Source organism: Parabacteroides sp. FAFU027, assembly GCF_022808675.1.
Classification (GTDB): Bacteria; Bacteroidota; Bacteroidia; order Bacteroidales; family UBA7332; genus CAXXIC01.
Genome location: NZ_JAKZKV010000002.1, coordinates 324,967 through 348,740, shown reverse-complemented (window position 1 = coordinate 348,740; position 23,774 = coordinate 324,967). Strand labels below are relative to the sequence as shown.

The following is a 23,774-nucleotide window of genomic DNA, read 5'->3' as shown; positions in this document are numbered from 1 at the left end:
TTTCAATCAGTTCAATTACCTAATATCACCAATGAAGATTCTTTACCTTATTCCTGCCCGTGGAGGCTCTAAAGGGATTCCCCATAAAAATATCAAACCGCTCAATGGAAAACCACTGATTCTCTATTCTGTAGAAGTGGCTCGGGAATTGGCTGATGATGCAGATATTTGTGTCACGACGGATGATGATGATATCATTAAGGTTGTGGAAAGCGTTGGCTTAAAAGTGCCATTTAAACGTCCTGATGAACTAGCTACAGACACCAGTGGAAGTTATGAGGTGATTCTTCATGCGATTGATTTTTACAAACAGCAGGGGATAAATTATGATGCGGTTGTGCTGTTGCAACCCACTTCTCCGTTCCGTACGGCACAGCACGTTAGAGAGGCGATTGAGCTTTACGAATCCTCATTGGACATGGTTGTTTCGGTGTCGGAATCTCCGGCCAATCCTTATTATACTTTATTTGAAGAAAATGAGAATGGCTTTTTAAGACGCTCAAAAGAAAGCAACTATGTTTGCCGCCAAGATTGCCCGACAGTGTATGAATATAACGGGGCTATTTACGTGATGAATGTAAATTCGCTTCATGGCAAACCACTTTCGTCCTTCACTAAAATCAAAAAATACGTTATGGATCGTTCATTGGGTATTGACCTTGACACCCCTTTGGATTGGAAGTTTGCGGAATTCCTTATCAACAATCAATAGTTTATTAAAGTTAAACACATATATTAAATCAATCGTAGTTAATTAGAGTGTGTGTATTGTTTTTATCTTTACATAGATTTAAACATAACATACTATGAAACTTAATCTGGCAAGTACATTCTCATTGTTTGTCCTTTCTCTTTCTATTCAGGGCTTACAGGCTCAGTCTTTGAATGTCAAAGAGAAAAACGGAACGCTTACCTCTACTTCATTGCCTAGTATATCCAAACTCACATTTGATCAGGGACAATTAATTATTGGTAAAAACTCAGGTGCAAACGAGAAGTATAATCTGAACAGTATCCAATACATCAATTTTGCAGATATTCAGAAAACATCTGGTTACCTCTCTATCAAAAGCGAGAATCCTCGTCTCTCCTTATACCCAAATCCCGTTATTGATGAATTAACTGTGCAATTAAACAGCATTCAATCAGAAACGTTTACGATTGAGATCTACACCATCGATGGAAAGCTCAAACTATCAAAGAGTTTGAACAATTCTCAAACATCAGAATTTAAGGTAAATCTTTCCTCCCTTCCACTGGGCACCTATATTTGCATATTATCTTCCGGCACTCTTTCACTCACATCTAAATTCCAAAAACTATAAAATCTGAAGTCATGAGAAAATTATTCCTTATAGTTAATGCTATATTACTTTCATTATGCCTTGGAAAAGCACAGGACACAATGTATGTTTATCAAAAATCGGGGATCATTTCCAAAATAGCAATAAGCAACATCGATAGTGTGAAGTTTTCAAGCCCGGTTCCATTTAATATAAATATTGCTGTTACTGCATTTGATGAAAATCTTGAAACAAATGCTCATACATCTGCATCTGTCAGTATTAATGGAATCATCAACAACCTGACCTCTCAAGACAACCTTATTACAATCACTTCTTTGGATACAACTTATACACTTTCTATCACAAAAGAGGGATTTGTAGGTTATACTAAACAATATTCCCTCTCAGATCTACTGAAATACAGGAAAGACACTCTTCATATTGAATTAACTCCCGATATTACAGGGTTAGTAGCCTATTACCCATTTAATGGAAATGCAAATGATGAAAGTGGAAATCTAAACACAGGTGTAGTTAAAGGAGCAACCTTATGCTTCGACAGACTCGGCAATAGCAATAGCGCCTATTTATTTAATGGATCTAGCAATTATATCACTACAGAAAGTGCTCCTAATTTGAATATACAAAACTCATTTTCAATTGCATTATGGTTCAAAACATCTGATCCCGATGTTGTAAAAGATGGAACAAGTCTTGGAATGCTTGTGTCCAGAAATGGCACAGTATATCAAAGATCTTTTCAGGTAGCCCTCGCCAATAGTTACGGAATGGGAGCCGGCATTAGATCATACGTTTTCAATACAAATGATGGTTATGTCTTGGCAGAATACCCCACTGCGGCTAAATACTACGATAATAAGTGGCATAATCTGGTGTCTGTTTATAATAAAAGTACTGGAACAGTAAAAATCTACGTAGATAAGGTTCTTATCAATGAAACATACATCGGCAAGGTTGACGTAGAGCAATGTTCAGTACCGTTAAACATTGGTTGTTATTCTAATGAACGAGGATTTTATAGTGGAGCAATAGATGATGTTCGGATTTACAACAAAGCATTATCTTCATTTGAACTCAAATATTTGTACACAAAATAAATGCTCCACATCCACCTCAAAGGCCGACTCGGCAATAATCTTTTTCAAATCGCAGCAGGCGCATCATTGGCAAAAGCCAAAGGTGACGCCTTTTGCGTTTCTGTGCCCGACAAAGCAAACGATCCGGGATTAAGCACCTCGCTATCAGAATTGAGAAATCTGCAAAAAACGATACTTCGAAAAGTAGAAGTTCGGGAAGAACGGATTACGCAGGAAGTTACTTATTCTGAAAAGCAGTTCAATTACGAGCCTATTCCCTACCAACCGGAGATGAGTATTTCGGGTTATTTCCAGTCTGAAAAGTATTTTGATAAGCAATTAGTCAGGGAGCTATTTGCCATTGATGAAAAGACGAAGAAATATATTTTGGACAAATACGGCAAGATTCTCGCTCAGGATGTTACTTCCATCCACATACGGCGGGGGGATTATTTGAAGAATATCGATGTGCATCCCATTTGTTCGATGGGTTATTTTCGTCGGGCCATCCGTATGATTGGTAAAAAGAAGCCATTTTTGTTGGTCAGCAACGATATAGAGTGGTGTAAAAAGCAGTTCAAAGGAGAGAATTTCTATTTTGCCGAAAATGAGTCAGCCGTGGTGGACCTTTACCTGCAATCGCTATGCAAGAATAATATCATCAGCAACAGTTCCTTCAGCTGGTGGGGAGCCTGGTTGAATCCCAATCTGGAAAAAAAAGTGCTCGTTCCGGATCCCTGGTTTGGTATTTCCACAAAGAATATGGATGCTTCGGACCTGATTCCGGAGGGATGGATAAAAGTGCCAAACCGTATGCCGGTTTATCTTCAAACATTCGCCATTCTCCGCAAGGCGAAGCGAGACCTGTATCATATCCTTAAGAAATAGCCGGGACAAGGGTTGTCCCAACTGGGACGAAGTCCGTCCTACTTGGGACAAGCCTTGTCCTATCTGGGACAACTATTGTCCTACTTGGGACAGACTCCGTCCTACTTGGGACGACGTTCGTCCTAACTGGGACAGGTCTTGTCCTACCTGGGACGAAAGCTGTCCGACTTGGGACAAGGTTCGTCCCGGATGAAATCTCCCAAATTACGCCCGGAATATAGCTCGTTTGATGTCCACCAACGTCTTCCTGATCTTCAATAGCCTTACCCGCTGGTCAAACTTCTTGACCAGATCATTCCGGTTGAACTTTTCCTCCAGATAACGGAGTTCGTTATAGTGCAAATCTGAATTCACCTGAGTTTTTGAAACCGATCCGTCCCACACGCGTGACACAAAACAGGCTTCGTTGATGTAATAAGGGACACCATAGGCCTGATACAAGCGGTAGTAGAGATCCACATCCATCAGGTTGACCAGATTCTCGTCAAAGAGCAGATCATCCCGTTTTTCGAAGAAAATACCGGTTGGACAACCGATCTTGTTGACACCAATCAGGATGTTTTTGGTCCATTTGGGCAAATGCTCTTTCGGTTTATCCGATTGTTTCCATCCCATAGCTCCCCATTTACCCTTCGCTCCCATGATTTTAGCCAGCATCCTGTCATTAATGATCCAGTCATCCTGAAAGATTGGTTTGATAATCGGGTGTTTCGCGTGACGAATTGCATTGTTGATATTAGCGGAGGCCGATTTTTGATCTGACTCATTTTTCAGGTAATGGATATCGAGTTTGTAGTCTGCCGCATCAAGAAAATTCTTGATTTCATTACTCTTACTGTCATCTGATATGACCACTTCAAACCGGCGGTAACTCTGATTGCAAAGGCTGTCGAGGAGCTGCTTGAGATGCTCCACTCCTTTGCCTTTCATTTCATAGACGGGAATACAGATTGATATCATAATCTCTTATTGTTTTTTTGTTGCACGAATAAGTCCTTTCCGGAAATAAGGCGGAGCCAGTTTCCGGTAAATGAATAGCATATAACCGTCCGAAAGGCAGGTTGAGAAATTCATTTGATGCAATAGAGAGGAAAGAAAGTCCACATCCTTCTGTTGATGGTAAGTACAGATCGCCAGCTTCAAGGCTTTATTATTTCTAATAGTTTCTTCGGCTCCTTCGAGAATCATTGTTTCGGCTCCTTCCACATCGATTTTCATAAAATCAACCGGCTTCTCCTTCAATAAGGTATCAATCCGGAGACATTGTTCATTGTCGATATTGGAAACGAACTTATAGTAAATATGCACTTTGTCCTTCCAGGGGGCGAAAGTCGCTTCCAGAGCCTCTTTCCATGCCTCATTCGCTTCGAAGATATAGATCTCCTTTGCCTTTTCCACTGCATCCAGCGAAAAGTTGCCTTCAGCTGCCCCGATATCAAGTATTACATCCCCTTCTTTAATCTGAAAAGTATCATCCAGATAACAATGGGTTGACTCCTTGTCTTGCTCAGCCATCAGGAAAGCATAGTTATACTTTACGGCTGTTTCGTTTTTGAAATTGTGGTTGAAATAGAGTTTCTTTCCATTATGGATCACATAAAAAAGATTCAACTCCTGGTCTTTGAAGACTTCAACCTGATTATAGTCATATTTTTCAGAAAAGGAATAAGGAAATACCGTCGAATAGCTGACACGCTTTTGTCCGGGAGCATTGATAAAATCTAACTCGGCCTTATATTTTTCTTTCTCTTTTGGAAAAAGAGCAAAGTAAAGATTCATTTTGCGTCGCAATGAATTCAACGAGTCATCGCACATATATCCGAAACCCAGGGTTTTTGCTTTAAAGGCCAGGCTCTCAATTTTCTTTTTGATAAATAATATTTTGTCCATGTGTGTTTAATGGTTCGATTTGGCTAATTTACGTCCAAGCAACAAAAACGCAAGCAGTTTGCTCTTTGCAAGGAGCTTTTGCGTGAAAATTGCAGCCGTGAGCGCAAATATAGAAACAATATAGATTTTCAGATCAACATGAAACTGGAAAATAGCTATTCCCAACGAAATAAAGTAATAATGAATGGCATAAATGGCCAGGGAAATCACTCCAAGTTGAGAAAACAATAGTTTCAGCAGCTTAATTTGTATCATCTTTTCAAGTATAAACCACACGGAGAATACCCCTGTTATTGGCACAAGAAACAGATAGATGTAATAGATATAGCTTCGAAGATATAGAGGAAAGGAGAATATTACTTTCGGTGTCTTTGCCCTGTACCAAACAGATACAGTCAATACAAATAATAAAAGAATCAAAGGAAATGTTTTCCGTAGGAATGGCAATGTCTGTTCTTTATATCGGTTCAACATATATCCTAGCGAAAAGAAAATCAGATACCATCCGGAATTTCTTAAGCCATGAATAACCGGAATTTTACGGAAATATTCGGACAAAACAAAGATTAAAATCCCCAGCAACAAGATGCACCATTCTTCCCGTATAAACTTAATCCGGAGTGCCAGAAACAAAATAAGGTAGTTTTGGAACAGAATCCAGAGAAACCAAAGACCGCCATTGCTGGGTGAAAGTATCACAGCAATTGGCGAATGATACGAGATAATAGGATCCTGATAATGAAGGTAGTTAAAAAGCAACCCCAACAAATCAGTGATGGCCAGCCAGGAAAAGAAGGGAATGATAAGAGAGTTAAAACGTTTGCGAAGGACCTGAAAGCTTCCATCAAAAGTGCCACACGCCACGAACCCGCTGATAAACATAAACAACGGCATGTGAAAGGAGTAAATCACCCTGAAAAGAATATGCTGATCGAAAGCCTTCACGTTATACTGCACCGCATGCCCCAACACCACCAGCAGAATGGCAAAACCCTTGATTACATCAATCAGTTCATTTCGCTGTTTCATATCTTACTTACGGAATAGTGCAATTACATCGTCCAGTATCTTCGACTTGAGGATTTTATTGATGCCCAGGTAAAATGCCGCTCCGATAAAAATCTGAACGATAAGAAGTAGCAATTTTTGTGCAATAACAAACTTCAGTCCATACATAATGCCAACCATTACCAATGACAGAAAAACATACGGAGCCATATCCCGCCATTGTTCGTACCACTTGTATTTGGCTTTATTCCCCAGAATGATAACGTTAAACAGGTAAATAATATATCGCATACAAACCAGTCCGATAATGGAAGCCATAATACCATATTGAACAGTAGAAAAGAAGACTATAAGCAAAATTACAATCTTTGTAATTTCAATATAGATGAATTCGGTCACACGTTCCCCAATCATCACGAAATACTGATTAGAATTAATGAAAATCGTCGGAATTCCAGCCAGACATAGAAGCTGAAAATAGACAAAAGCCCCTTCCCATTTTTTTGAAATCAACAACTCAAGTACACCAGGACCCACAATAGCTAATCCAAACAATAATGGAAAAGCCAGAAAAGAAGTCAAACGGATGGTTTTCTGAAAAGCGCGTTTCAACCGTTCAGGGTCATCCTTGATCTGGCTGTAAATGGGAAACATACTATTGCTTAGAGTCGTAGAAAGGATGCTTGTGGGCATGTCACTGTACTTACTCGCCTGTGTATAATTTCCCATAACAGTAAGCGGGAAAAAACGACCGATCAACTGTCCGTACAGGAACTGAAACAGGTTGGTCAACAAGCTGGCAGCCGACATCTCCATGCCATATTTCAACTGCGCCTTCAAAGCTTCAAAACTAAATAGTCGGGAAGGACGCCATTTACTTACAACCCATAACAACGATACACGGAAAGTCGCATTCCCAACCGATTGCACAACCAAAGCCCATACACCAAGCCCTTTAACTGCAAAAATTAGCGATAAAATACTCGACAGCAGCAGCGATGTTAGATTGATCACAGACAACTGCTTAAATCGAACATTCTTAGTCATCTGAGCCCCTTGCACAAGCCCCAGGGAGTTAATAATCAATGAAAGGAAAACAACCCGGGCTAGTATGACCAGTTGCGGTTGATTATAGAAATTGGCAATCAGCGGCGCACAACAAAACAATACCGCGTACAAGAATGAACTCACTCCGATATTGAAGTAGAATACCGTATTATAATCCAGTTCGGATGCATCCTTCTTCCGGATCAAAGCGGAGACAAACCCGCTGTCAATGAGAGCACTCGATAAAGCAATGAAAATCCCAAGCAATCCTATTAATCCGTATTCCTTTTGGGAAAGAATACGTGTAACAACAAGTCCGATTACGATAAATATAAGTTGAGAGCCAACTTTATCGAAGAAATTCCAGGCTATAGCAATAGCTGATTTTCGTTTAAGAGAATGTTCTGTCATCGAATGATGGGTAGTGGGTAAAATTTGGATAGTTGTTTGCGAATCAACGATAGTAATCTGAAAACCTGAGCCTTCAATAATGGTTTTATCGCGATGGATTCACTGGAAATTAGTCGCTGTTGTATCCACACCGGATATTCAGAGGCCAGTTCACGCCAGACTTCATCAGCTTTCTGAGTTTCGTTTTCGCTTTTATGGAGTTTCCACAGGTTATAAAGAATAGCGGCAGATGCCATCTTCAGATTATCCACTACCTCTTTATTTTCAGGAAAAAGGTTGATGATAAACTTCCTTACATTGAGTGACATTAATAATGCCTTACTTCGGTCTTTACCTACGAAGATACTACTTTCACTTTTGCGGTAAAGCGCCATCACCTTCGGAATATAATAGAGGTCGCCTTTCGAAGCAGACAGCATACTGAAGACATAATCGACGCTCACCACCTGTTCGATTCCTTCAGGTAACTCAAAGTAGTTGTTCCTGAAAAAGCAGGAGACGTTGGCGATAAAGTTCTTTTTGGATAAATCGAGCTGAGTATAAGTTCCCTTACGTTCAGTACCGTTGGAGAGACTCTTGCTTCCGTCGTTTTCGTAGTAATTCAACACGCGGTGGAAGCAAAGCGAATATTGAGGATTCTTTTCCATGATATCATACTGGATCTGCAATTTATCCTTGCAAATCCAGTAGTCATCAGGGTCGCACACGGCGATATATTTTCCGCGGGCAGCCGAGAGGCATTTCAGGTTGTTTCGCTGATACCCGAGGTTTTTTTCATTGACCAACAAACGGATAATATCGGGATAAGCCATTGCATATTTCTCGCAAATGGCTAACGTCCCGTCCGTACTGCAATCTTCACAGATAATGATTTCAAAGGGAAAGGAGGTCTTTTGTCGCAAAACGCTTTTGAGCGCTGTATCGATGTATTGCTCGCGATTGTAGGTCACCATCAGCACGCTGAGTACCGGCATCTCTTTCCCCATAGATTGTTGTTTTGAAGATTATTTTACTTCGCTACCCGGTTTCACTTCACGGCTCGGCATGATTACCGATAATCCGCCGTCATGGTTTTCAGCCGAAAGAATCATTCCTTCTGACATGATGCCTTTCAGCTTGCGTGGGGCAAGGTTAGCGATGAAACACACCTGTTTGCCAATCAAATCTTCGGGAGCATAATGTTTTGCAATTCCGGAAACGATGGTGCGGGTTTCGAGTCCGTCATTTATTTTGAACTGAAGTAGTTTATCTGCTTTTGGTACTTTCTGGCATTCCAAAACGGTTCCCACACGGATGTCCAGTTTCATGAAATCCTCGAAGTCGATGTTTTCACGAATCGGATTGGCTTTGTAGTTGGCCGCTTCGTTTGCTTTTTTGGTATCGAGCAGTTTCTGTACCTGAGCTTCCACCACGCTGTCTTCGATTTTCTCGAATAACAATTCCGGTGATTGCAATTGAGTACCGGTTGCCAGGATGTTAGTGCGCCCCAGTTCAGCCCAATCGAATTTATCCATACCGAGGAAGTCACGCATTTTCTGCGCACTAAATGGAAGGAATGGTTCGAAAGCAATCGCCAGGTTAGCAGTGATTTGCAGCGAAATATTCATGATAGTAGCCACGCGCTCCATGTCGGTTTTCGCCAGCTTCCACGGTTCGGTATCCGCCAGGTATTTGTTACCAATGCGGGCAAGGTTCATCGCCTCTTTCAGTGCATCACGGAAACGGTATTGATTGAGGTAATCCTCCACGTATTTTTTCACATCGGCAAAGTCAGCCAACGTTGCGCGGTCGTAATCAGTCAATTCACCACAAGCAGGAACTTTGCAGTCAAAATATTTCTGAGTCAACACCATCGCACGGTTCACAAAGTTACCAAGGACAGCTACAAGCTCATTGTTGTTGCGGGCCTGAAAGTCTTTCCAGGTAAAGTCATTGTCTTTAGTTTCGGGAGCGTTGGCGGTCAGCACGTAACGAAGTACGTCCTGTTTGCCCGGAAACTCTTCGAGGTACTCGTGCAGCCATACCGCCCAGTTGCGGGAGGTGGATATTTTGTCTCCTTCAAGGTTGAGGAATTCGTTTGAAGGAACGTTTTCAGGCAGTTGGTAAGTGCCATCCGCTTTCAACATCGCCGGGAAAACGATGCAGTGGAATACGATATTATCTTTTCCGATGAAGTGAACGATCTTTGAGTCTTCGCTCTTCCACCATTTTTCCCAGTCGTTAGGAAGAAGCTCGATGGTATTGGAGATGTATCCGATAGGTGCATCAAACCACACGTAGAGCACTTTGCCCTCAGCACCTTCCACCGGGACAGGCACGCCCCAGTCAAGGTCACGGCTCACGGCACGGGGTTGCAATCCCATATCGAGCCATGATTTGCATTGACCATACACGTTGGTTTTCCACTCTTTGTGGTCTTCGAGAATCCATTGGCGCAACCAGCCTTCGTGCTTATCCAGCGGAAGATACCAGTGCTTGGTCTCTTTCATCACGGGAGTGGCACCGGTGATGGTTGATTTCGGATTAATCAGGTCGGTAGCATTCAGGGAAGTTCCGCAAGCCTCGCATTGGTCACCGTAAGCACGTTCATTTTTACAATGCGGGCAAATGCCGGTGATGTAACGGTCGGCGAGGAATTGTTTTGCCTCTTCGTCGTAATATTGCTCCGAAGTCTTCTCAATAAATTCGCCTTTATCGTAAAGCTTTTTGAAGAAATCGGAAGCCGTTTTTTTGTGAATGTCAGAAGTGGTACGGGAATATATATCAAACGAAATACCGAGGTCTTCGAATGATTTCTTGATGATGGAGTGGTAACGGTCCACCACATCCTGCGGAGTAATGCCTTCGTTTTTAGCCTTGATGGTGATGGGCACTCCATGTTCGTCGCTTCCGCCGATCATGAGGACTTCTTCGCCTTTCAAACGTAAATAACGGGCATAAATATCTGCAGGCACATACACACCAGCTAAGTGGCCGATGTGAACCGGGCCGTTAGCATAAGGTAATGCAGTGGTAATGAGCGTTCTTTTGAATTTCTTTTCCATCGCGTATTCTCTTTTTTTCTTGAATGCGCAAAGGTAGGAAAAATTCTGCTTTTTGTCTTTACTTTACTGTCATCCTTCATGTTGATTGTCTGGTTACGATATTTATATTGCACGTAATTTGGTTTTAAAATATAACCCTTGAGCCTGATTTTCTAAAATGATATGAGTGAAAACACAACAAACAAAATCCAAATACATGATATTTATCATAAATAAGGCTACCTTTGCCAAATATGCGAGGTTTTATTATTAATTAAACACAATAAGAGACATGAAAAAGATTTTACTATGTAGTTTGTTATTTGTCACGATGGCAACTATGGCACAAATGCCAATAAAAGGGCTCATCGGATGCTGGTCTTTCAATGGAAATGCTAATGATGAAAGTAACAGCAATGTTAACGGAACAGTTTATGGGGCAACTCTGGTTAAAGACCGATTTGGTAACCCGAATAGAGCTTATAGCTTTGATGGCGTAAATGATTATATTTGGATTGGATATGGCCTGAGACCAAGTATCATATCTGTTTCCTTCTGGTTTATCTCCAATAGCAAAACATCAACTATGTCAATGATTAGAGATCGTTTGAATGGCTATGGGTTTGTGATGAATGCGACAAGTAGTGATGGGGATGTGCCATTTCACAATTTCTGTTTTTATGGAACGGGCGGAAGCTGTAGTAACCTTGTTCAGACCAAATGCAATGATAGTATCTGGCATCATGGGGCAATGACCTATGATGGCTACACATTAAATACTTATCTGGATAATAATCTTGTAGCAACATCAACTGGCACTGGTTATAATGCATTGTATTTTCCTTATCAATATAGTAATGGATTAGCGTTTGGACGAGATGGCGATTCTGACGGACATTATTTCAAAGGAGCATTAGATGACATTAGAATCTACAACAGAGCTTTGAGCAAAACGGAAGTTGAAGCTCTTTATTATGACTCTCCATGTTCCTACATTAAATACGACACAGTTAAAGTAGCTGTAACAGACACACTTATCATCAAGAACTCACTTAAATCAGCTACCAATACTACTAAACTCAATGAAATCAAAGTTTATCCAAATCCGACTCATGATGTAATCCATATTAGCATTAATGATATTGATGGTTTACAGGAAAGCTCTTTGTCAATTATTAACTCATTAGGGTTAGCGGTGTATAAAAGCAACTTTACGCAGAATAACATCGATATAAATACCAGTGCACTTGGGGAAGATGGCACGTACTTCATCCAGATATTTGATAGGAATAAGAAGCTGGTGGATGTCCGGAAAATAATTCTTGAGAAATAAAAATCGGAAACCTCAAATAAAAAAGGAGATAAAGCTCATTGCGAACTTTATCTCCTTTTTTATTTTGGGGTTCATTTTACTTCTTTAAAAAGAGCCGCTTGACCTGCGCTACAATTGCATCCGGAGTTATCTGATTCAAACATGCATAATCGCCTCTGTGGCAGGGTTTATCTCCGAATACCGAGCAAGGACGACACGAAAGGTCTAGCTGAACAGCATTTTCCTTCGCTTGCTGCCATCCGTAGAATCCGGCATACGGGTGAGTCGCTCCCCAGATGGAGATCACCGGACAGTTAACCAATGATGCCATGTGCATATTACCCGAGTCCATCGTAATCATACCGTCGAGGTGGCTCATCAGGTGAAGCTCCTTCTCCATGTTGATTTTGCCGATCGTGCAAATGGTATTAGGGTAAGTTGCTGCCCATTTTTCCAGAATGACTTTTTCGCTCTCTCCTCCACCGAACAGGAATATTTTCACCGACTCTTTACTTAATTTGCCCACCACCTCTTCCATTTTCTCCAGCGGATAGATTTTACCTTTATGCTTGGCAAACGGGGCAATCCCGATCCATTTCCCCCTTTTCTCTGGGAGAAAATCAGCCAACAATGTCAAATCGCCTTTTCCGTCTTCGAAGATGGACTCGAAATCAGGCTTGAAGTCGATACCCGCATCATGAAACGTTTTCAGATAACGATCAAATGAAGTAGCCAATTGATGGAAATGCTTGTCGTGCTTGTGGGTCAGACGCTCCTTTTCAGCCCGGCCTTTGTGTACAGTTGCTGTTTTGACGCCGATCAGTCGGAACAGCCTGCTGAGAAAGTGGCTGCGCAATACGCTGTGCAGATCAATAACCGCATCAAACTTTTCCTTCTTTAATTCCAGAAATAGCCGGAACAGCCCGAAAAAGCCTTTGTGGCGGCCTTGTGCGTCGATGGTGATGAGTCGAAAGTTTTTAGGCGCGTTGAAGAACAGCTTCGTCAATGAAGGTTTTGATAAAAAAACAATTTCTACATCGGGATTCTGACGGGCATACGAATAGGTAATCGGAATGGTCATGGCCACATCTCCTAATGCGGAAAAGCGAATGATCAGAATTTTCTTCATGTTTAAAGCTGGAAATAATATTGAGGAACCGTTTGGAGAAAAAAATAAGCCGACCTGATGATCGGCTTATCGGGGAAATATCATCAGTGGAAGATTACTTTTTACCGTAAAGAACCGGATTGAGAGCCGGATCATTATACATCTTCATCTGTTTGTACACCTTCATGTATTTTTTACCGGCTTCGATGTCGGCCAACAATTGGTCGATAGCGGTAGTCAGGTCTTCGCGCTGATCAAGCAGGATATTCAGCTTGGTCTGACATTGAGCGATATGCTTCACAGTCGCATCGGGACGATCCACCTCTTGCTGCATGTGGTAAATCTTCAATGCAAGGATCGAAAGACGGTCAACCGCCCATGCCGGACTTTCTGTGTTGATTGTCGCATCGGCCAATGGCATGGCGTTTTTGTATTTGTCGAGAAAGTAGCTATCGATTAATTCAACCAAATCGGTACGTTCCTGATTCGATTTGTCAATGCGACGTTTGATTTCCAATGCTTTGACAGGATCAATATTCGGGTCGCGGACGATATCTTCAAGGTGCCATTGTACGGCATCAATCCAGTTTTTGAGATAGAGGAAATATTCGATGGTTTGGAACTCGTAAGGGTTTTGCATTACCGCATCCACATCGTCTGTAACGTGGTATTGCTTCGTACTATCTGCGAAAATTGCATAGCTTTTTTGGCTAAATGACATAATAACGGGGTTTATGTGGTAGAATTTGAACGGACAAACTTACTAATTGTTTCGTTAATAATCAAATAGAGAGGGTAACTCTGCCTGAAATAATCCTCGTTTGGGTTAATATCAAGCAAACAAACACTCATCCTTACTGTCTTTTAATTGATCAATATTCGCATTGAAACTTCATACCCTTAAATGGCTGGCGAGTGTCATTTTGATATTAAATGTATGGGTATACCTCGTTGTGATTATATGTTTGATATCATATTGTCATTGTAAATCCGATATTTATGTTTATTTTGCAAATGTATTAACTAGCCAAAATAATTATCCGCTGTCTAAATCCCCGGATAGATCTAATATCAATCTTAAAAACGCATAGGTATGTTTGAATGGACTAAAAACAACGATGCCCTCGGGACAGTCAATCGGGGAATTCCCTGCGAGTCAGGTTTGTGTACGTTATGTGATTCAGCCTGCAAAGGCAAGTGTGAAACCTGGCTCTCCTGTCTGGAAGGCCGGAAGATGCTTTACCCGAGAAAATTCGGTTACATCACCTCCGGAGCCGCTAATGTGACATCGGTAGGTGTTGGTTATCACGCGCTGCGAATCCAAGGCTATGCCTACGGTTCTAACGGAATTCCGGCAAATCTGACCGACAATCCCGACGATTGCATTTTTACAAATATCAGCCTTGAGACTGAATTTGGCCTGGAGATGAAGACCAAAAACCGCATGCCCATCATGACCGGTGCGTTGGGTTCGACATTTGTCGCTGCCCGTTACTGGCCTTCCTTTGCCGTGGGGGCTGCTTTGTGCGGAATTCCTATCGTGGTAGGTGAAAATGTGGTCGGGGTGGATAAAGCATCCGTATTGGAAAAAGGCCGTATAAAATCTGCCCCCGAGCTTGAACGTCGTATCCAGTATTTCGAGCGTTATTACGACGGATACGGAGCGATTATCGTTCAGATGAATGTGGAAGATACCCGCAATGGTGTTGCCGAGTATTTGATTGACAAATATGGGAATAACGTCATCATTGAACTGAAATGGGGACAAGGAGCGAAAGATATCGGTGGTGAGATTCAGGTCAAACAGCTCGAAAATGCCCAGTTCCTCAAAGATCGTGGTTATATCGTAGACCCCGATCCGTATGATCCTGTCGTAATACAGGCATTCAAAAATAAGGCGATCAGTTCTTTCGCCCGCCACAGTCGGCTCGGCGCTACCAATAAGCATAACGTGGAGGCTGTACGGGAAGACTTCATGAGCAGCATCGCCTATCTGCGCAAGCTGGGATTTAAACGTATCACCCTCAAAACGGGAGCCTATGGTATGGAAAATCTGGCTATTGCCATTCGTTTTGCCGCAGATGCCAAACTCGATCTGTTGACCATTGACGGTGCAGGTGGCGGTACCGGTATGAGCCCGTGGAATATGATGCAGCACTGGGGAATCCCATCGCTTGCACTTCATGCCAAAGCTTATGAATATTGTGAAATCCTGAAAAACAGAGGCATCACGCCGCCTGACATATCGTTCGCCGGAGGATTTGCCCGCGAAGACCATCTGTTTAAAGCCCTTTCACTTGGAGCGCCATATACCAAGATGGTTTGCCTGGGTCGTGCGCCAATGATTGCCGGATTCCTCGGCAGTAACATTGAAGGTACTTTCTTCCCTGAACGGAAAGCTCAGCTCAACGGGCATTGGGATACGCTGCCGGCAAGTGTTTCGGAGTATGGTATTTATCCGGAAGAGATTTTCACCATGTGGGAAAATGTAAAAAATAGGGTAGGTGCTGAAGAGATGAAGCACATCCCGTTTGGAGCCATTGCCATGTGTGGTTATGCCGACAAGCTGGCTGGAGGATTACAACAGTTCATGGCCGGTGCACGGAAGTTCAATCTCAACGAACTGACTCGCAATGACCTGATCTCAGCTAATCGCGAAACGACAGATGTTACAGGTATTCCATTCATGACCGATGCACTGGATGCTGAAGCGAAAGCGGTATTGATGGCGTAATCTGCTAACCGCAATAATCTCAAACCGGATGTCTCATCGGCATCCGGTTTTTATATTGAGGAAATATCTTATTGTCCATTGGATATCAACTCTTATTCCTTTTTTCACGCTCTATTTATTGGGTATGTTGCTCTAAAGTGGGAAATGGGTTATGTCAAATACCCTATGCATCGTTGAGGAGAACGAAAAGTATGTTAAGGAACACAAGAGCGGCCTTAAGGAGGCCATGGTGGGCGTTAAGGAATGCACAATCAGTCTTAAGGAGTGCATAAACGGTGTAAAGGAAAGGGCAAAGTATGCTAAGGAACACAAGAGTGGCGTTAAGGAAGCCACCAGTACTTGTTTTTTAATGGAGTATCATGTAAGAATTTTCTTCATTTGGCATTGTATTGATAAAAAATCCCTATATTAGTCGCGGAATATGTGAAATAAACTCATAATCAAAGGGATTTAACTGTCAATTACTAATATTCTAAATTTACCACCATGGCGACAAAACAAACCAAATCAGAAACAGAGATTCTCGAGCAATACCGTGTATCTCTGGAAAATGCAGACGCACAACCTGAAATCAAAGCCGAACTCGAAGAATTTGGTTATGACCAGGTGAAAATCGGAGAAGGCAAACAGATTTATTCTGCCACTCGGAAAGCTTATGATGATAACAAGCGGGAAGATGATGAATCAACGCAAGCTTCCTCAATCTTTAAAGCAGAAAAGGAGAAGCTGGATACAAACTATTCCCTGCTTCGGAAAAAGGCAAAAGTGGTTTTCTCTAAAGATACTGATGCAAGCAGCAAATTAAGCATTGATTCTGCAATGCCCAAGGCTTACATTTCATGGATTGAAACGATCCGTAAATTCTATACCACCCTCAATGAGGATGCTGCTTTATTGCAAAAGATAAGCCGGCTTAAAGTGACCGCAGAGGATGTCGCTGCCGGATTGGCACAAATCGCTGTCGTGGAAAAAGCTCGTGCGGAATTCCTGCGTGAGTCGGGCGAATCGCAGGCGGCTACCGATACGAAGGATGCCGCTTTTGCCCAATTAGATGAATGGATGGGCGAGTTTTACGCCGTAGCGCGTATCGCCCTCGAAGATAAACCCCAGTTGCTGGAAGTGCTGGGCAAGATTGTGAGATAAAAGATACTTGTTACTATACTCATTACATTGTGTGAATAAAAATGGTTTATGCCGGATTCTCTGTGAAGAGCGTCCGGTTTTTTTGTATTTCTCCGAATCCGGATTTTGAAACATTTTCTCTGGATAGAAAATGAAAAAGGCGAACGCCGTAGGGGTATTCGCCTTTTCTGATATTTGAGTTGTGTGAAATTATTTCACTTCCCAGGTCTCGCCGCTAAGCAAGAAATCGCGTAGTTTACGTTGAGGTTTGTTTGCTTGTACCTCTGCGATTTGCGCTTTCACCTCCTGATCGTAAACAGGGGCTTCAACATTACGGATTACACCGATAGCCAATGGCAGGCCTTCGTTGTGCATCAGTGCAAGCTTGTAGTGAAGAGCGTTGTCCGCTTCGGTGGCATCGTGAGTCAGGATGTCTTCCTGGGTAATGCCGTTTTCGCCGATCGTAACCACTTTAAGTTTCAATCCGTCAAGCACAAGGCCTTTGTCGCGGTTAGCGCCGAAGATCATTTTCTCACCGTGTTTCAGGAGAATGGTACGATCCGGACGGGTCTCTTTATCTGAATAGTAGTCGTGAACGCCATCGGTAAAGATTACGCAGTTCTGAAGGACTTCCACTACTGATGCGCCTTTGTGTTTGGCTGCTTCGATCATACAATCGAATGTAGTCGACAAGTCAACATCAATCGAGCGTGCGAAGAAGTTACCACGTGCACCCATAGTCAGCTCCGCCGGAACAAACGGATCTTCGATAGTTCCGTATGGAGAGGTTTTGGTCACGTAGCCACGCTCTGTAGTAGGAGAGTATTGTCCTTTGGTCAGACCGTAGATCTTGTTGTTCATCAGGATGATGTTCAGGTCCACGTTACGACGTACTGCGTGGATGAAGTGGTTACCACCGATAGCAAGACAGTCGCCGTCGCCGGTGATTTGCCATACAGACAAGTCTGGATTAGCCACTTTTACGCCGGTAGCGATAGCCGAACCACGTCCGTGGATGGTGTGGAAACCGTAGGTCGCCATGAAGTAAGGCAGACGTGAAGAACATCCGATACCTGAAATAACAGCCGTGTTCTCAGGCGTAAGTTTCAACTCCGCCATTGCTTTTTGCAGTGAACTAAGGATTGCAAAGTCACCGCAACCCGGACACCAGGTTACTTTTGCGGCGCTCTTAAAATCGCCGGCAGTATATTGTTTATTTTCCATCGTTTATTATTCCTCAATCAGTTTAGTGAAACAATCTACCAATTCGCTTACCATGAACGGTTGGCCTTGTACCTTGTTGAATTGCTCCAACTGGATTCCCGGCACTTTCATGCGCAGGTGACCAGCCAATTGACCCATGTTGATCTCGCATACCACGATCTTTTTGTATTTCTTCAATACTTCGGCGGTGTTTGCCGGTAGTGGATTGATGTATTGGAAGTGAGCCAATGCTACTTTCTTGCCGCTTTCGTTCATCTTCTCTACTGCAGTGTGGAGGTGACCGTAAGTACCGCCCCAACCCACAACAAGTACATCAGCTTCCGGATTTCCTTCTACTTCAAGAGCAGGGATGAAATTCGCGATGTTGTCGATTTTAGCCTGGCGGGCGTTGGTCATCTTCTGGTGGTTAGCCGGATCGGTAGAGATGACGCTCGTATCGTAATCTTTTTCAAGACCACCTACGCGGTGCTCGAATCCCGGAATGCCCGGTTTAGCCCAATAGCGTACCATTGTTTCTTCGTTACGTTTGTAAGGTTTCCAGCCTTCAGCCATATCGGCGGAAACGTATGGAGGATTGATGGCAGGATAATCATCAAGGTTAGGGATTTTCCATGCAGATGAACCGTTTGCGATGAAACCGTCGGTCAACAGGATTACCGGAGTCATGTGCTCCAATGCAATTTTTGAAGCGTAGAACGCCATATCGAAACAGTCGGTCGGAGTCTTAGCGGCAACTACTACTGCAGGGCTTTCACCGTTACGGCCATAAAGCGCCTGCATCAGGTCAGCTTGCTCGGTTTTGGTAGGAAGGCCGGTAGATGGACCACCACGCTGTACGTCAATAATCACCAACGGTAATTCAGCCATTACAGCCAGACCGATCGCTTCGCCTTTCAATGCCAGACCCGGTCCTGAAGTCGTGGTTACGGCCAGATCACCGGCAAAGCTTGCGCCAATAGCGGTACAGATAGCTGCAATCTCGTCTTCGCATTGAACGGTTTTTACTCCCAGTTCTTTGCGTTTTGACAATTCATGAAGAATATCAGTTGCCGGAGTAATAGGGTAGCTGCCAAGAAAAAGTTCCAGACCTGCTTTTTCAGCAGCTGCAACCAATCCGTAAGCGGTTGCATTGTTTCCGTTTACGTCGGTGAAGATACCTTTTTCCTGCTCTTCAGCCACTTCCACGTGGTATGTAGAGATTGATGCGTGAGTATTTGCACCATAGTTGAAACCGTCATTCAATACTTTCAGGTTAGCTTGAAGTACCGCCGGTTTTTTAGCGAATTTAGCTTCGAGGAAAGGAGTTACGCTTTCGATGGAGCGGTTAAATAACCAGCAAACCAGACCGAGTGCGAACATATTTTTAGAACGAAGAGCAGCTTTTCCTTCCACGCCGAGGCCTTCAAGGCTTAGCTTCACCAGATTGGTGATCGGAGTTGGGACAACCTGGATTTGGGTCAATCCCAGTTCTTCGAATGGATTTTCGGTTTTGAAGTCGGCCTTTTTCAGGTCTTTATCGGTAAATGAATCTTCATCAATGATAACTACAGAATGTGGCTTGAGAGATTTGGCATTAGCCTTAAGAGCAGCCGGGTTCATTGCGATCAACACATCGGCTTTGTCTCCGGGTGTATATACATTTTTAGCACCAATCTGAACCTGGAAGCCGGAAACTCCGCCCAGAGTTCCCTGTGGTGCGCGCATTTCCGCAGGATAATCGGGAAACGTCGAGATTTCGTTACCCAGTGTGGCCGACAGATTTGAGAAGATGTTACCCACCAACTGCATTCCATCGCCGGAGTCACCGGAGAATCGGATCACCACGCTATCCAACTCTTTTACTTTTTCGTGTACCGCCATAAGAATCTATATTTCGAATTTAAAATTTTCAAAAGGAAAAACAAAAAGCGTCTATCGTTATATTTTCGAACAAAACAGGTCGAAAAACTTACATTTTATCAGCGCACAAAGGTACGCAAAATAAGTGCGACTGACAATGAAACCGAAGGTCAAAACGAATAAAATTTACATCTAACACGCATTTATACAATGATTTGTGTATATTGCTTGTATAATTTGTTTCTTAATAACGGGTTTTGTCCTCGTATTCTTGCCAGATGCGAAAGGGTTTTACCATTTCGTCAACTTTCATTTGGATAAATGAAATAATCCGCTTGCCGGGTGGTTTGGTGATTTCGTCGTAAATGAGGGAATCGTCAAAGCCACTTTCCGCGGCATCCTCCCGGGTAGCTGCATAATATACCTCGCTTATCCGTGCCCAATAGATGGCTGAAAGGCACATGGGGCAGGGTTCGCAGCTGGAATAAATCACACACCCCTCAAGGTGAAATGTTTCCAACCGGCGGCAGGTTTCACGGATGGCGTTGACTTCGGCATGGGCTGTCGGGTCATTGGTCTGCGTAACGGTATTAGCGGAACGGGCGATGATCTCGCCATCTTTTACAATCACGGCGCCAAATGGGCCGCCACCGTTGCTTACATTATCGACCGCCAACCGGATGGCCTCGTTTATATAGATTAAATGCTTGTCCATGGGTTTGTTTCTTGGTGTTTTTAAGCTCCTGTTCGGGCAGAGCAAATAAAGTTACAATATTTCGAACCAGAATGTTCACTACACAAGTCGCCTATTTGTAATTTGAAGAAAAAATAACTCTATCCTTAATTTTCTCTGAGAACGGTCGAATGAGTATCTTTGTACTCATTAATTGCTCAGAAATCCACAGAATCATGAAAGTGTGCATCGCCGAAAAACCCAGTGTCGCCCGTGAAATCGCCCAGATATTAGGCGCCAAAACCAAGAAGGATGGCTACTTCGAAGGGAATGGTTACCAGGTCACCTGGACATTCGGTCACCTTTGTACGCTGAAGGAGCCCCACGAATATTTACCCGAATGGAAGCAGTGGTCATTGGCCTATTTGCCGATGATGCCTCCCCGTTTTGGTATCCGTGTCATTGCTAATGATGGTTACGAAAAACAATTCCGCATAATCGAAGGATTGGTGAAAAACGCCGAAATGGTGATAAACTGTGGTGATGCCGGCCAGGAGGGAGAGCTGATACAGCGCTGGGTATTGCAAAAGGCGCAATGTTCCTGTCCCATTTTCCGCCTCTGGATTTCTTCCCTGACGGAAGAGGCTATTCGCGAAGGTTTTGAAAAGCTGCACACGAATGCTGAATTTCAAAGCCTGTATGAAGCGGGGCTTTCGCGTGCTATCGGCGACTGGTTGCTGGGCATGAATGCGACGCGCCTATTTACCCTAAAATATGGTAAGAACAAAAGCGTACTTTCCATCGGTCGGGTACAGACGCCGACCTTAGCCCTGATTGTAAATCGCCAGCTCGAAATCCTGAACTTCAAGCCAGAGCCTTACTGGGAACTGAAAACCATCTACCGCAATACCACCTTCTCGGCGGCCAAAGGAAAATTTACTTCGCAGGAAGAGGGACAGGAGTTTCTGGAGACGGTGCGCAACTCGCCTTTTACCGTAACCAACGTTACGACCAAAAAAGGAAACGAAGCGCCGCTACGACTTTTTGACCTGACCTCGCTTCAGGTGGAGTGTAACAAGAAGTTTAGCTTCTCGGCTGATGAGACATTGAAGTTGATTCAGTCACTTTATGAGAAAAAGGTGACCACCTATCCGCGTGTGGATACCACTTTTCTGAGCGATGACATTTACCCCAAAGTGCCCGGCACATTGCGTGGTCTGAAGGATTATGAAGAGCTGACTGCTCCGGTTTTGGCTGCAAAGATTCCCAAGTCAAAGAAAGTATTTGACAACAGCAAGGTGACCGACCACCACGCTATTATACCTACGGGAGTGCATCCCAATAACCTGACCAACGACGAACGCAAGGTCTTTGACCTAGTGGCACGTCGCTTCATTGCTGCCTTTTACCCCGACTGTAAAATCTCGACCACGACCGTCAATGGTGAAGTGGATAAGGTGGAGTTTAAGGTAAATGGAAAGCAGATTCTCGATCCGGGATGGCGTGTGGTTTTTGCCAAAGACAAACCGGATGAAAAAGAGGAGAGCGAAAAGAAAGACGAAGACGATGACAATATCCTGCCGGCGTTTGAGATTGGCGAAAGCGGTCCGCACGAACCTACCTTAGGGGAGAAATGGACGCAGCCACCCAAGCCTTACACCGAAGCGACCCTGTTGCGTGCGATGGAGACGGCGGGTAAACAGGTGGATGATGATGAATTGCGCGATGCCCTGAAGGAAAACGGGATTGGCCGGCCTTCCACCCGTGCAGCCATTATCGAAACGCTCTTTAAACGCAACTATATCCGCAAGGAAAAGAAAAATCTGGTAGCCACACCGACTGGCATTGACCTGATTGGGGTCATTGACGTGGAGCTGCTTAAATCGGTGGAGTTGACCGGTCTTTGGGAGAAGAAGCTCCGTGAGATAGAAAAAGGCAGCTTTGAAGCCCGCCAGTTTATAGACGAGCTGAAAGCGATGGTGACGGATGTGGTGAATCAGGTAAAATACGATACCTCGCACCGTTCGGTGAGTGTGGAAGCTCCTGCGCTTGAAGAGCCAAAGGAAACGAAAGCCCCGAAAGAGAAGAAAGAGCGAGCGCCTCGCAAAAAGAAAGAACCAACCGAACCAAAACCAGAAGCCGCAAAACCTGCTGCTCCAACGGCTCCTGCCGTTACATCACAGCCGGAGATTTGTCCGTTGTGTGGCAAAGGAACGATTATCAAGGGGAAAACAGCCTATGGCTGCTCGGAATGGAAAAACGGGTGTACCTATCGGAGGCCGTTTGAGGAAGGGGAGAAGTAATTCTACCCATCAATTCTAATCGGGGATTACCTTTCGTTTCAAATTCATAGCCATTTACCCCTTGATGGGAATCAAGGGGTAGTGCTCGATATCTTAAAAACTAGCGACAAGTCCGGCTTTCAGACGCCATCCACTCCAATTGACATGTTGGGTCGTGCCATTAAAAGAAAGCGTGATAGAGGTGTCGTTTTTGTTTCCGATATCACCATTGGCGTTGAAGTTATATCCTCCTCTTACATCAATATTCAGCCAGTCATTACAAGGTATGCGAACAAACAGAGAAGGTTCGGCGAAGAACCCTCTACTGGCATACTTATCATTTGAAACTCCGCCGATAATGTCAAGTTGATTATTTATGTCAATATGAGTTCGCGTGAGTCCACAGTCTATCCGGTATCCGTATTCGACCATGCAGTCGTTGATGATCAGTGTATTTACCGTTTTTTGGTAATAAAATCCCAGATTGTATCCGTGTAGTTTGATTTCAGTAGGAGCACCGATGCTGTCGGTTGCGAGTTCAGTCTTGCTGCTGGTATTGATGAATTCCAGCGCAATCCCATAAGCACAGTTCTGGTCTTTTCTTCCGATTTGGATGGTATGTGTAATGCCAATTGGAAATAGCCTCGAGTTGCGGTATAATGGATAATGGTCGAAAACTTCACGCTCAAGCAAGCTTTTGAGACTATTCATCTTGAATGACGCAATCCCTGACTGATATGATATTTCAGTATAGAGGTGGCTTCGGTTTGAAAATCGGGATACAAATATTGGATTGGTTTTCCCGTTTAATAATTTCGCTAACCTGAGCT

Annotated in this window: 21 protein-coding genes; 9 read left to right on the top strand and 12 right to left on the bottom strand. The window is 43.5% G+C overall.

The genetic code is table 11. From position 1 onward, the window contains the following. Window positions 1-31 precede the first annotated feature (31 nt). From MLE17_RS04585 to MLE17_RS04570, 4 genes are all read left to right on the top strand, one after another. On the top strand, window positions 32-712 hold the full coding sequence (locus tag MLE17_RS04585; protein WP_243347483.1) for a cytidylyltransferase domain-containing protein: 681 nt from the start codon (window positions 32-34) through the stop codon (window positions 710-712). Between the two features lie 94 nt (window positions 713-806). After that, window positions 807-1,325 (top strand): T9SS type A sorting domain-containing protein, encoded by a 519-nt coding sequence (locus MLE17_RS04580; protein ID WP_243347481.1) that lies wholly within the window; start codon window positions 807-809, stop codon window positions 1,323-1,325. An 11-nt stretch (window positions 1,326-1,336) separates the two neighbouring features. Continuing rightward, complete coding sequence (locus MLE17_RS04575) at window positions 1,337-2,404, top strand: LamG domain-containing protein (RefSeq protein ID WP_243347479.1); 1,068 nt, start codon at window positions 1,337-1,339, stop codon at window positions 2,402-2,404. Next, a complete protein-coding gene (locus MLE17_RS04570) occupies window positions 2,405-3,271 on the top strand; it encodes an alpha-1,2-fucosyltransferase (RefSeq protein WP_243347477.1) in 867 nt (288 codons plus the stop codon). Window positions 3,272-3,475: 204 nt separating this feature from the next. Here the strand turns inward: MLE17_RS04570 and MLE17_RS04565 are convergent, their stop codons facing one another. The 6 genes from MLE17_RS04565 to metG are packed head-to-tail and all read right to left on the bottom strand — an operon-like array spanning window position 3,476 to window position 10,671. After that, entirely contained in the window at window positions 3,476-4,231 is a 756-nt protein-coding gene (locus tag MLE17_RS04565) for a glycosyltransferase family 2 protein (protein ID WP_243347476.1), read from the bottom strand. A 6-nt stretch (window positions 4,232-4,237) separates the two neighbouring features. Then, complete coding sequence (locus MLE17_RS04560; protein WP_243347474.1) at window positions 4,238-5,161, bottom strand: FkbM family methyltransferase; 924 nt, start codon at window positions 5,159-5,161, stop codon at window positions 4,238-4,240. A 6-nt stretch (window positions 5,162-5,167) separates the two neighbouring features. Then, window positions 5,168-6,190 (bottom strand): acyltransferase family protein, encoded by a 1,023-nt coding sequence (locus MLE17_RS04555; RefSeq protein ID WP_243347472.1) that lies wholly within the window; start codon window positions 6,188-6,190, stop codon window positions 5,168-5,170. A gap of 3 nt (window positions 6,191-6,193) precedes the next feature. After that, entirely contained in the window at window positions 6,194-7,627 is a 1,434-nt protein-coding gene (locus tag MLE17_RS04550) for a lipopolysaccharide biosynthesis protein (RefSeq protein ID WP_243347470.1), read from the bottom strand. Continuing rightward, window positions 7,624-8,613, bottom strand: a complete 990-nt coding sequence (locus MLE17_RS04545) for a glycosyltransferase (protein ID WP_243347467.1) — start codon at window positions 8,611-8,613, stop codon at window positions 7,624-7,626. Before MLE17_RS04545 ends, MLE17_RS04550 begins: the two co-directional genes overlap by 4 nt. Before the next feature lie 18 nt (window positions 8,614-8,631). Beyond that, complete coding sequence (metG, locus tag MLE17_RS04540; RefSeq protein WP_243347466.1) at window positions 8,632-10,671, bottom strand: methionine--tRNA ligase; 2,040 nt, start codon at window positions 10,669-10,671, stop codon at window positions 8,632-8,634. A gap of 271 nt (window positions 10,672-10,942) precedes the next feature. Between metG and MLE17_RS04535 the strand changes: the two genes are divergently transcribed. After that, window positions 10,943-11,983, top strand: coding sequence for a LamG-like jellyroll fold domain-containing protein (locus MLE17_RS04535; protein ID WP_243347464.1), 1,041 nt, complete (start codon window positions 10,943-10,945; stop codon window positions 11,981-11,983). Between the two features lie 76 nt (window positions 11,984-12,059). Here MLE17_RS04535 and MLE17_RS04530 read toward each other — a convergent pair whose 3' ends face one another. Together MLE17_RS04530 and MLE17_RS04525 are read right to left on the bottom strand one after the other, a co-directional pair. Further along, complete coding sequence (locus MLE17_RS04530) at window positions 12,060-13,091, bottom strand: glycosyltransferase family 9 protein (protein WP_243347463.1); 1,032 nt, start codon at window positions 13,089-13,091, stop codon at window positions 12,060-12,062. A gap of 94 nt (window positions 13,092-13,185) precedes the next feature. Beyond that, window positions 13,186-13,791 carry a DUF4254 domain-containing protein gene (locus tag MLE17_RS04525; RefSeq protein ID WP_243347461.1) on the bottom strand — a complete coding sequence of 202 codons (606 nt, stop codon included), beginning with the start codon at window positions 13,789-13,791 and terminating at the stop codon, window positions 13,186-13,188. A gap of 372 nt (window positions 13,792-14,163) precedes the next feature. Between MLE17_RS04525 and MLE17_RS04520 the strand changes: the two genes are divergently transcribed. The 3 genes from MLE17_RS04520 to MLE17_RS04510 all read left to right on the top strand — a co-directional run bounded on the left by MLE17_RS04520 (window position 14,164) and on the right by MLE17_RS04510 (window position 16,947). Further along, window positions 14,164-15,804: a glutamate synthase-related protein gene (locus MLE17_RS04520; RefSeq protein ID WP_243347459.1), complete on the top strand. Its 1,641-nt coding sequence runs from the start codon at window positions 14,164-14,166 to the stop codon at window positions 15,802-15,804. A 151-nt stretch (window positions 15,805-15,955) separates the two neighbouring features. Beyond that, window positions 15,956-16,216: a hypothetical protein gene (locus MLE17_RS04515; RefSeq protein ID WP_243347456.1), complete on the top strand. Its 261-nt coding sequence runs from the start codon at window positions 15,956-15,958 to the stop codon at window positions 16,214-16,216. Window positions 16,217-16,290: 74 nt separating this feature from the next. After that, the gene (locus MLE17_RS04510; RefSeq protein WP_243347455.1) at window positions 16,291-16,947 is read left to right on the top strand and encodes a hypothetical protein; all 657 of its coding nucleotides are present in this window, start codon (window positions 16,291-16,293) and stop codon (window positions 16,945-16,947) included. A 189-nt stretch (window positions 16,948-17,136) separates the two neighbouring features. Here the strand turns inward: MLE17_RS04510 and MLE17_RS04505 are convergent, their stop codons facing one another. From MLE17_RS04505 to MLE17_RS04495, 3 genes are all read right to left on the bottom strand, one after another. Beyond that, on the bottom strand, window positions 17,137-18,150 hold the full coding sequence (locus tag MLE17_RS04505) for a 2-oxoacid:ferredoxin oxidoreductase subunit beta (RefSeq protein WP_243347451.1): 1,014 nt from the start codon (window positions 18,148-18,150) through the stop codon (window positions 17,137-17,139). A 6-nt stretch (window positions 18,151-18,156) separates the two neighbouring features. Continuing rightward, window positions 18,157-20,010, bottom strand: coding sequence for a 2-oxoacid:acceptor oxidoreductase subunit alpha (locus MLE17_RS04500; protein ID WP_243347450.1), 1,854 nt, complete (start codon window positions 20,008-20,010; stop codon window positions 18,157-18,159). 223 nt (window positions 20,011-20,233) lie between these two features. After that, a complete protein-coding gene (locus MLE17_RS04495) occupies window positions 20,234-20,704 on the bottom strand; it encodes a nucleoside deaminase (RefSeq protein WP_243347446.1) in 471 nt (156 codons plus the stop codon). A gap of 194 nt (window positions 20,705-20,898) precedes the next feature. On the opposite strand from MLE17_RS04495, the gene MLE17_RS04490 reads away from it, so the two are divergent. Continuing rightward, window positions 20,899-22,965, top strand: coding sequence for a DNA topoisomerase 3 (locus MLE17_RS04490; protein WP_243347442.1), 2,067 nt, complete (start codon window positions 20,899-20,901; stop codon window positions 22,963-22,965). Between the two features lie 93 nt (window positions 22,966-23,058). On the opposite strand, the gene MLE17_RS04485 is transcribed toward MLE17_RS04490, so the two are convergent. After that, a complete protein-coding gene (locus tag MLE17_RS04485; RefSeq protein WP_243347441.1) occupies window positions 23,059-23,655 on the bottom strand; it encodes a hypothetical protein in 597 nt (198 codons plus the stop codon). Window positions 23,656-23,774 lie beyond the last annotated feature (119 nt).

Coding starts and splice junctions, on each gene's coding strand:
- MLE17_RS04510 (WP_243347455.1), top strand. CDS start 16,291: ATGGCGACAAAACAAACCAAATCAGAAACAGAGATTCTCGAGCAATAC.
- MLE17_RS04500 (WP_243347450.1), bottom strand. CDS start 20,010: ATGGCGGTACACGAAAAAGTAAAAGAGTTGGATAGCGTGGTGATCCGA.
- MLE17_RS04550 (WP_243347470.1), bottom strand. CDS start 7,627: ATGACAGAACATTCTCTTAAACGAAAATCAGCTATTGCTATAGCCTGG.
- MLE17_RS04505 (WP_243347451.1), bottom strand. CDS start 18,150: ATGGAAAATAAACAATATACTGCCGGCGATTTTAAGAGCGCCGCAAAA.
- MLE17_RS04490 (WP_243347442.1), top strand. CDS start 20,899: ATGAAAGTGTGCATCGCCGAAAAACCCAGTGTCGCCCGTGAAATCGCC.
- metG (WP_243347466.1), bottom strand. CDS start 10,671: ATGGAAAAGAAATTCAAAAGAACGCTCATTACCACTGCATTACCTTAT.
- MLE17_RS04530 (WP_243347463.1), bottom strand. CDS start 13,091: ATGAAGAAAATTCTGATCATTCGCTTTTCCGCATTAGGAGATGTGGCC.
- MLE17_RS04570 (WP_243347477.1), top strand. CDS start 2,405: ATGCTCCACATCCACCTCAAAGGCCGACTCGGCAATAATCTTTTTCAA.
- MLE17_RS04485 (WP_243347441.1), bottom strand. CDS start 23,655: ATGAATAGTCTCAAAAGCTTGCTTGAGCGTGAAGTTTTCGACCATTAT.
- MLE17_RS04525 (WP_243347461.1), bottom strand. CDS start 13,791: ATGTCATTTAGCCAAAAAAGCTATGCAATTTTCGCAGATAGTACGAAG.
- MLE17_RS04515 (WP_243347456.1), top strand. CDS start 15,956: ATGTCAAATACCCTATGCATCGTTGAGGAGAACGAAAAGTATGTTAAG.
- MLE17_RS04580 (WP_243347481.1), top strand. CDS start 807: ATGAAACTTAATCTGGCAAGTACATTCTCATTGTTTGTCCTTTCTCTT.
- MLE17_RS04555 (WP_243347472.1), bottom strand. CDS start 6,190: ATGAAACAGCGAAATGAACTGATTGATGTAATCAAGGGTTTTGCCATT.
- MLE17_RS04520 (WP_243347459.1), top strand. CDS start 14,164: ATGTTTGAATGGACTAAAAACAACGATGCCCTCGGGACAGTCAATCGG.
- MLE17_RS04495 (WP_243347446.1), bottom strand. CDS start 20,704: ATGGACAAGCATTTAATCTATATAAACGAGGCCATCCGGTTGGCGGTC.
- MLE17_RS04560 (WP_243347474.1), bottom strand. CDS start 5,161: ATGGACAAAATATTATTTATCAAAAAGAAAATTGAGAGCCTGGCCTTT.
- MLE17_RS04535 (WP_243347464.1), top strand. CDS start 10,943: ATGAAAAAGATTTTACTATGTAGTTTGTTATTTGTCACGATGGCAACT.
- MLE17_RS04575 (WP_243347479.1), top strand. CDS start 1,337: ATGAGAAAATTATTCCTTATAGTTAATGCTATATTACTTTCATTATGC.
- MLE17_RS04545 (WP_243347467.1), bottom strand. CDS start 8,613: ATGGGGAAAGAGATGCCGGTACTCAGCGTGCTGATGGTGACCTACAAT.
- MLE17_RS04585 (WP_243347483.1), top strand. CDS start 32: ATGAAGATTCTTTACCTTATTCCTGCCCGTGGAGGCTCTAAAGGGATT.
- MLE17_RS04565 (WP_243347476.1), bottom strand. CDS start 4,231: ATGATATCAATCTGTATTCCCGTCTATGAAATGAAAGGCAAAGGAGTG.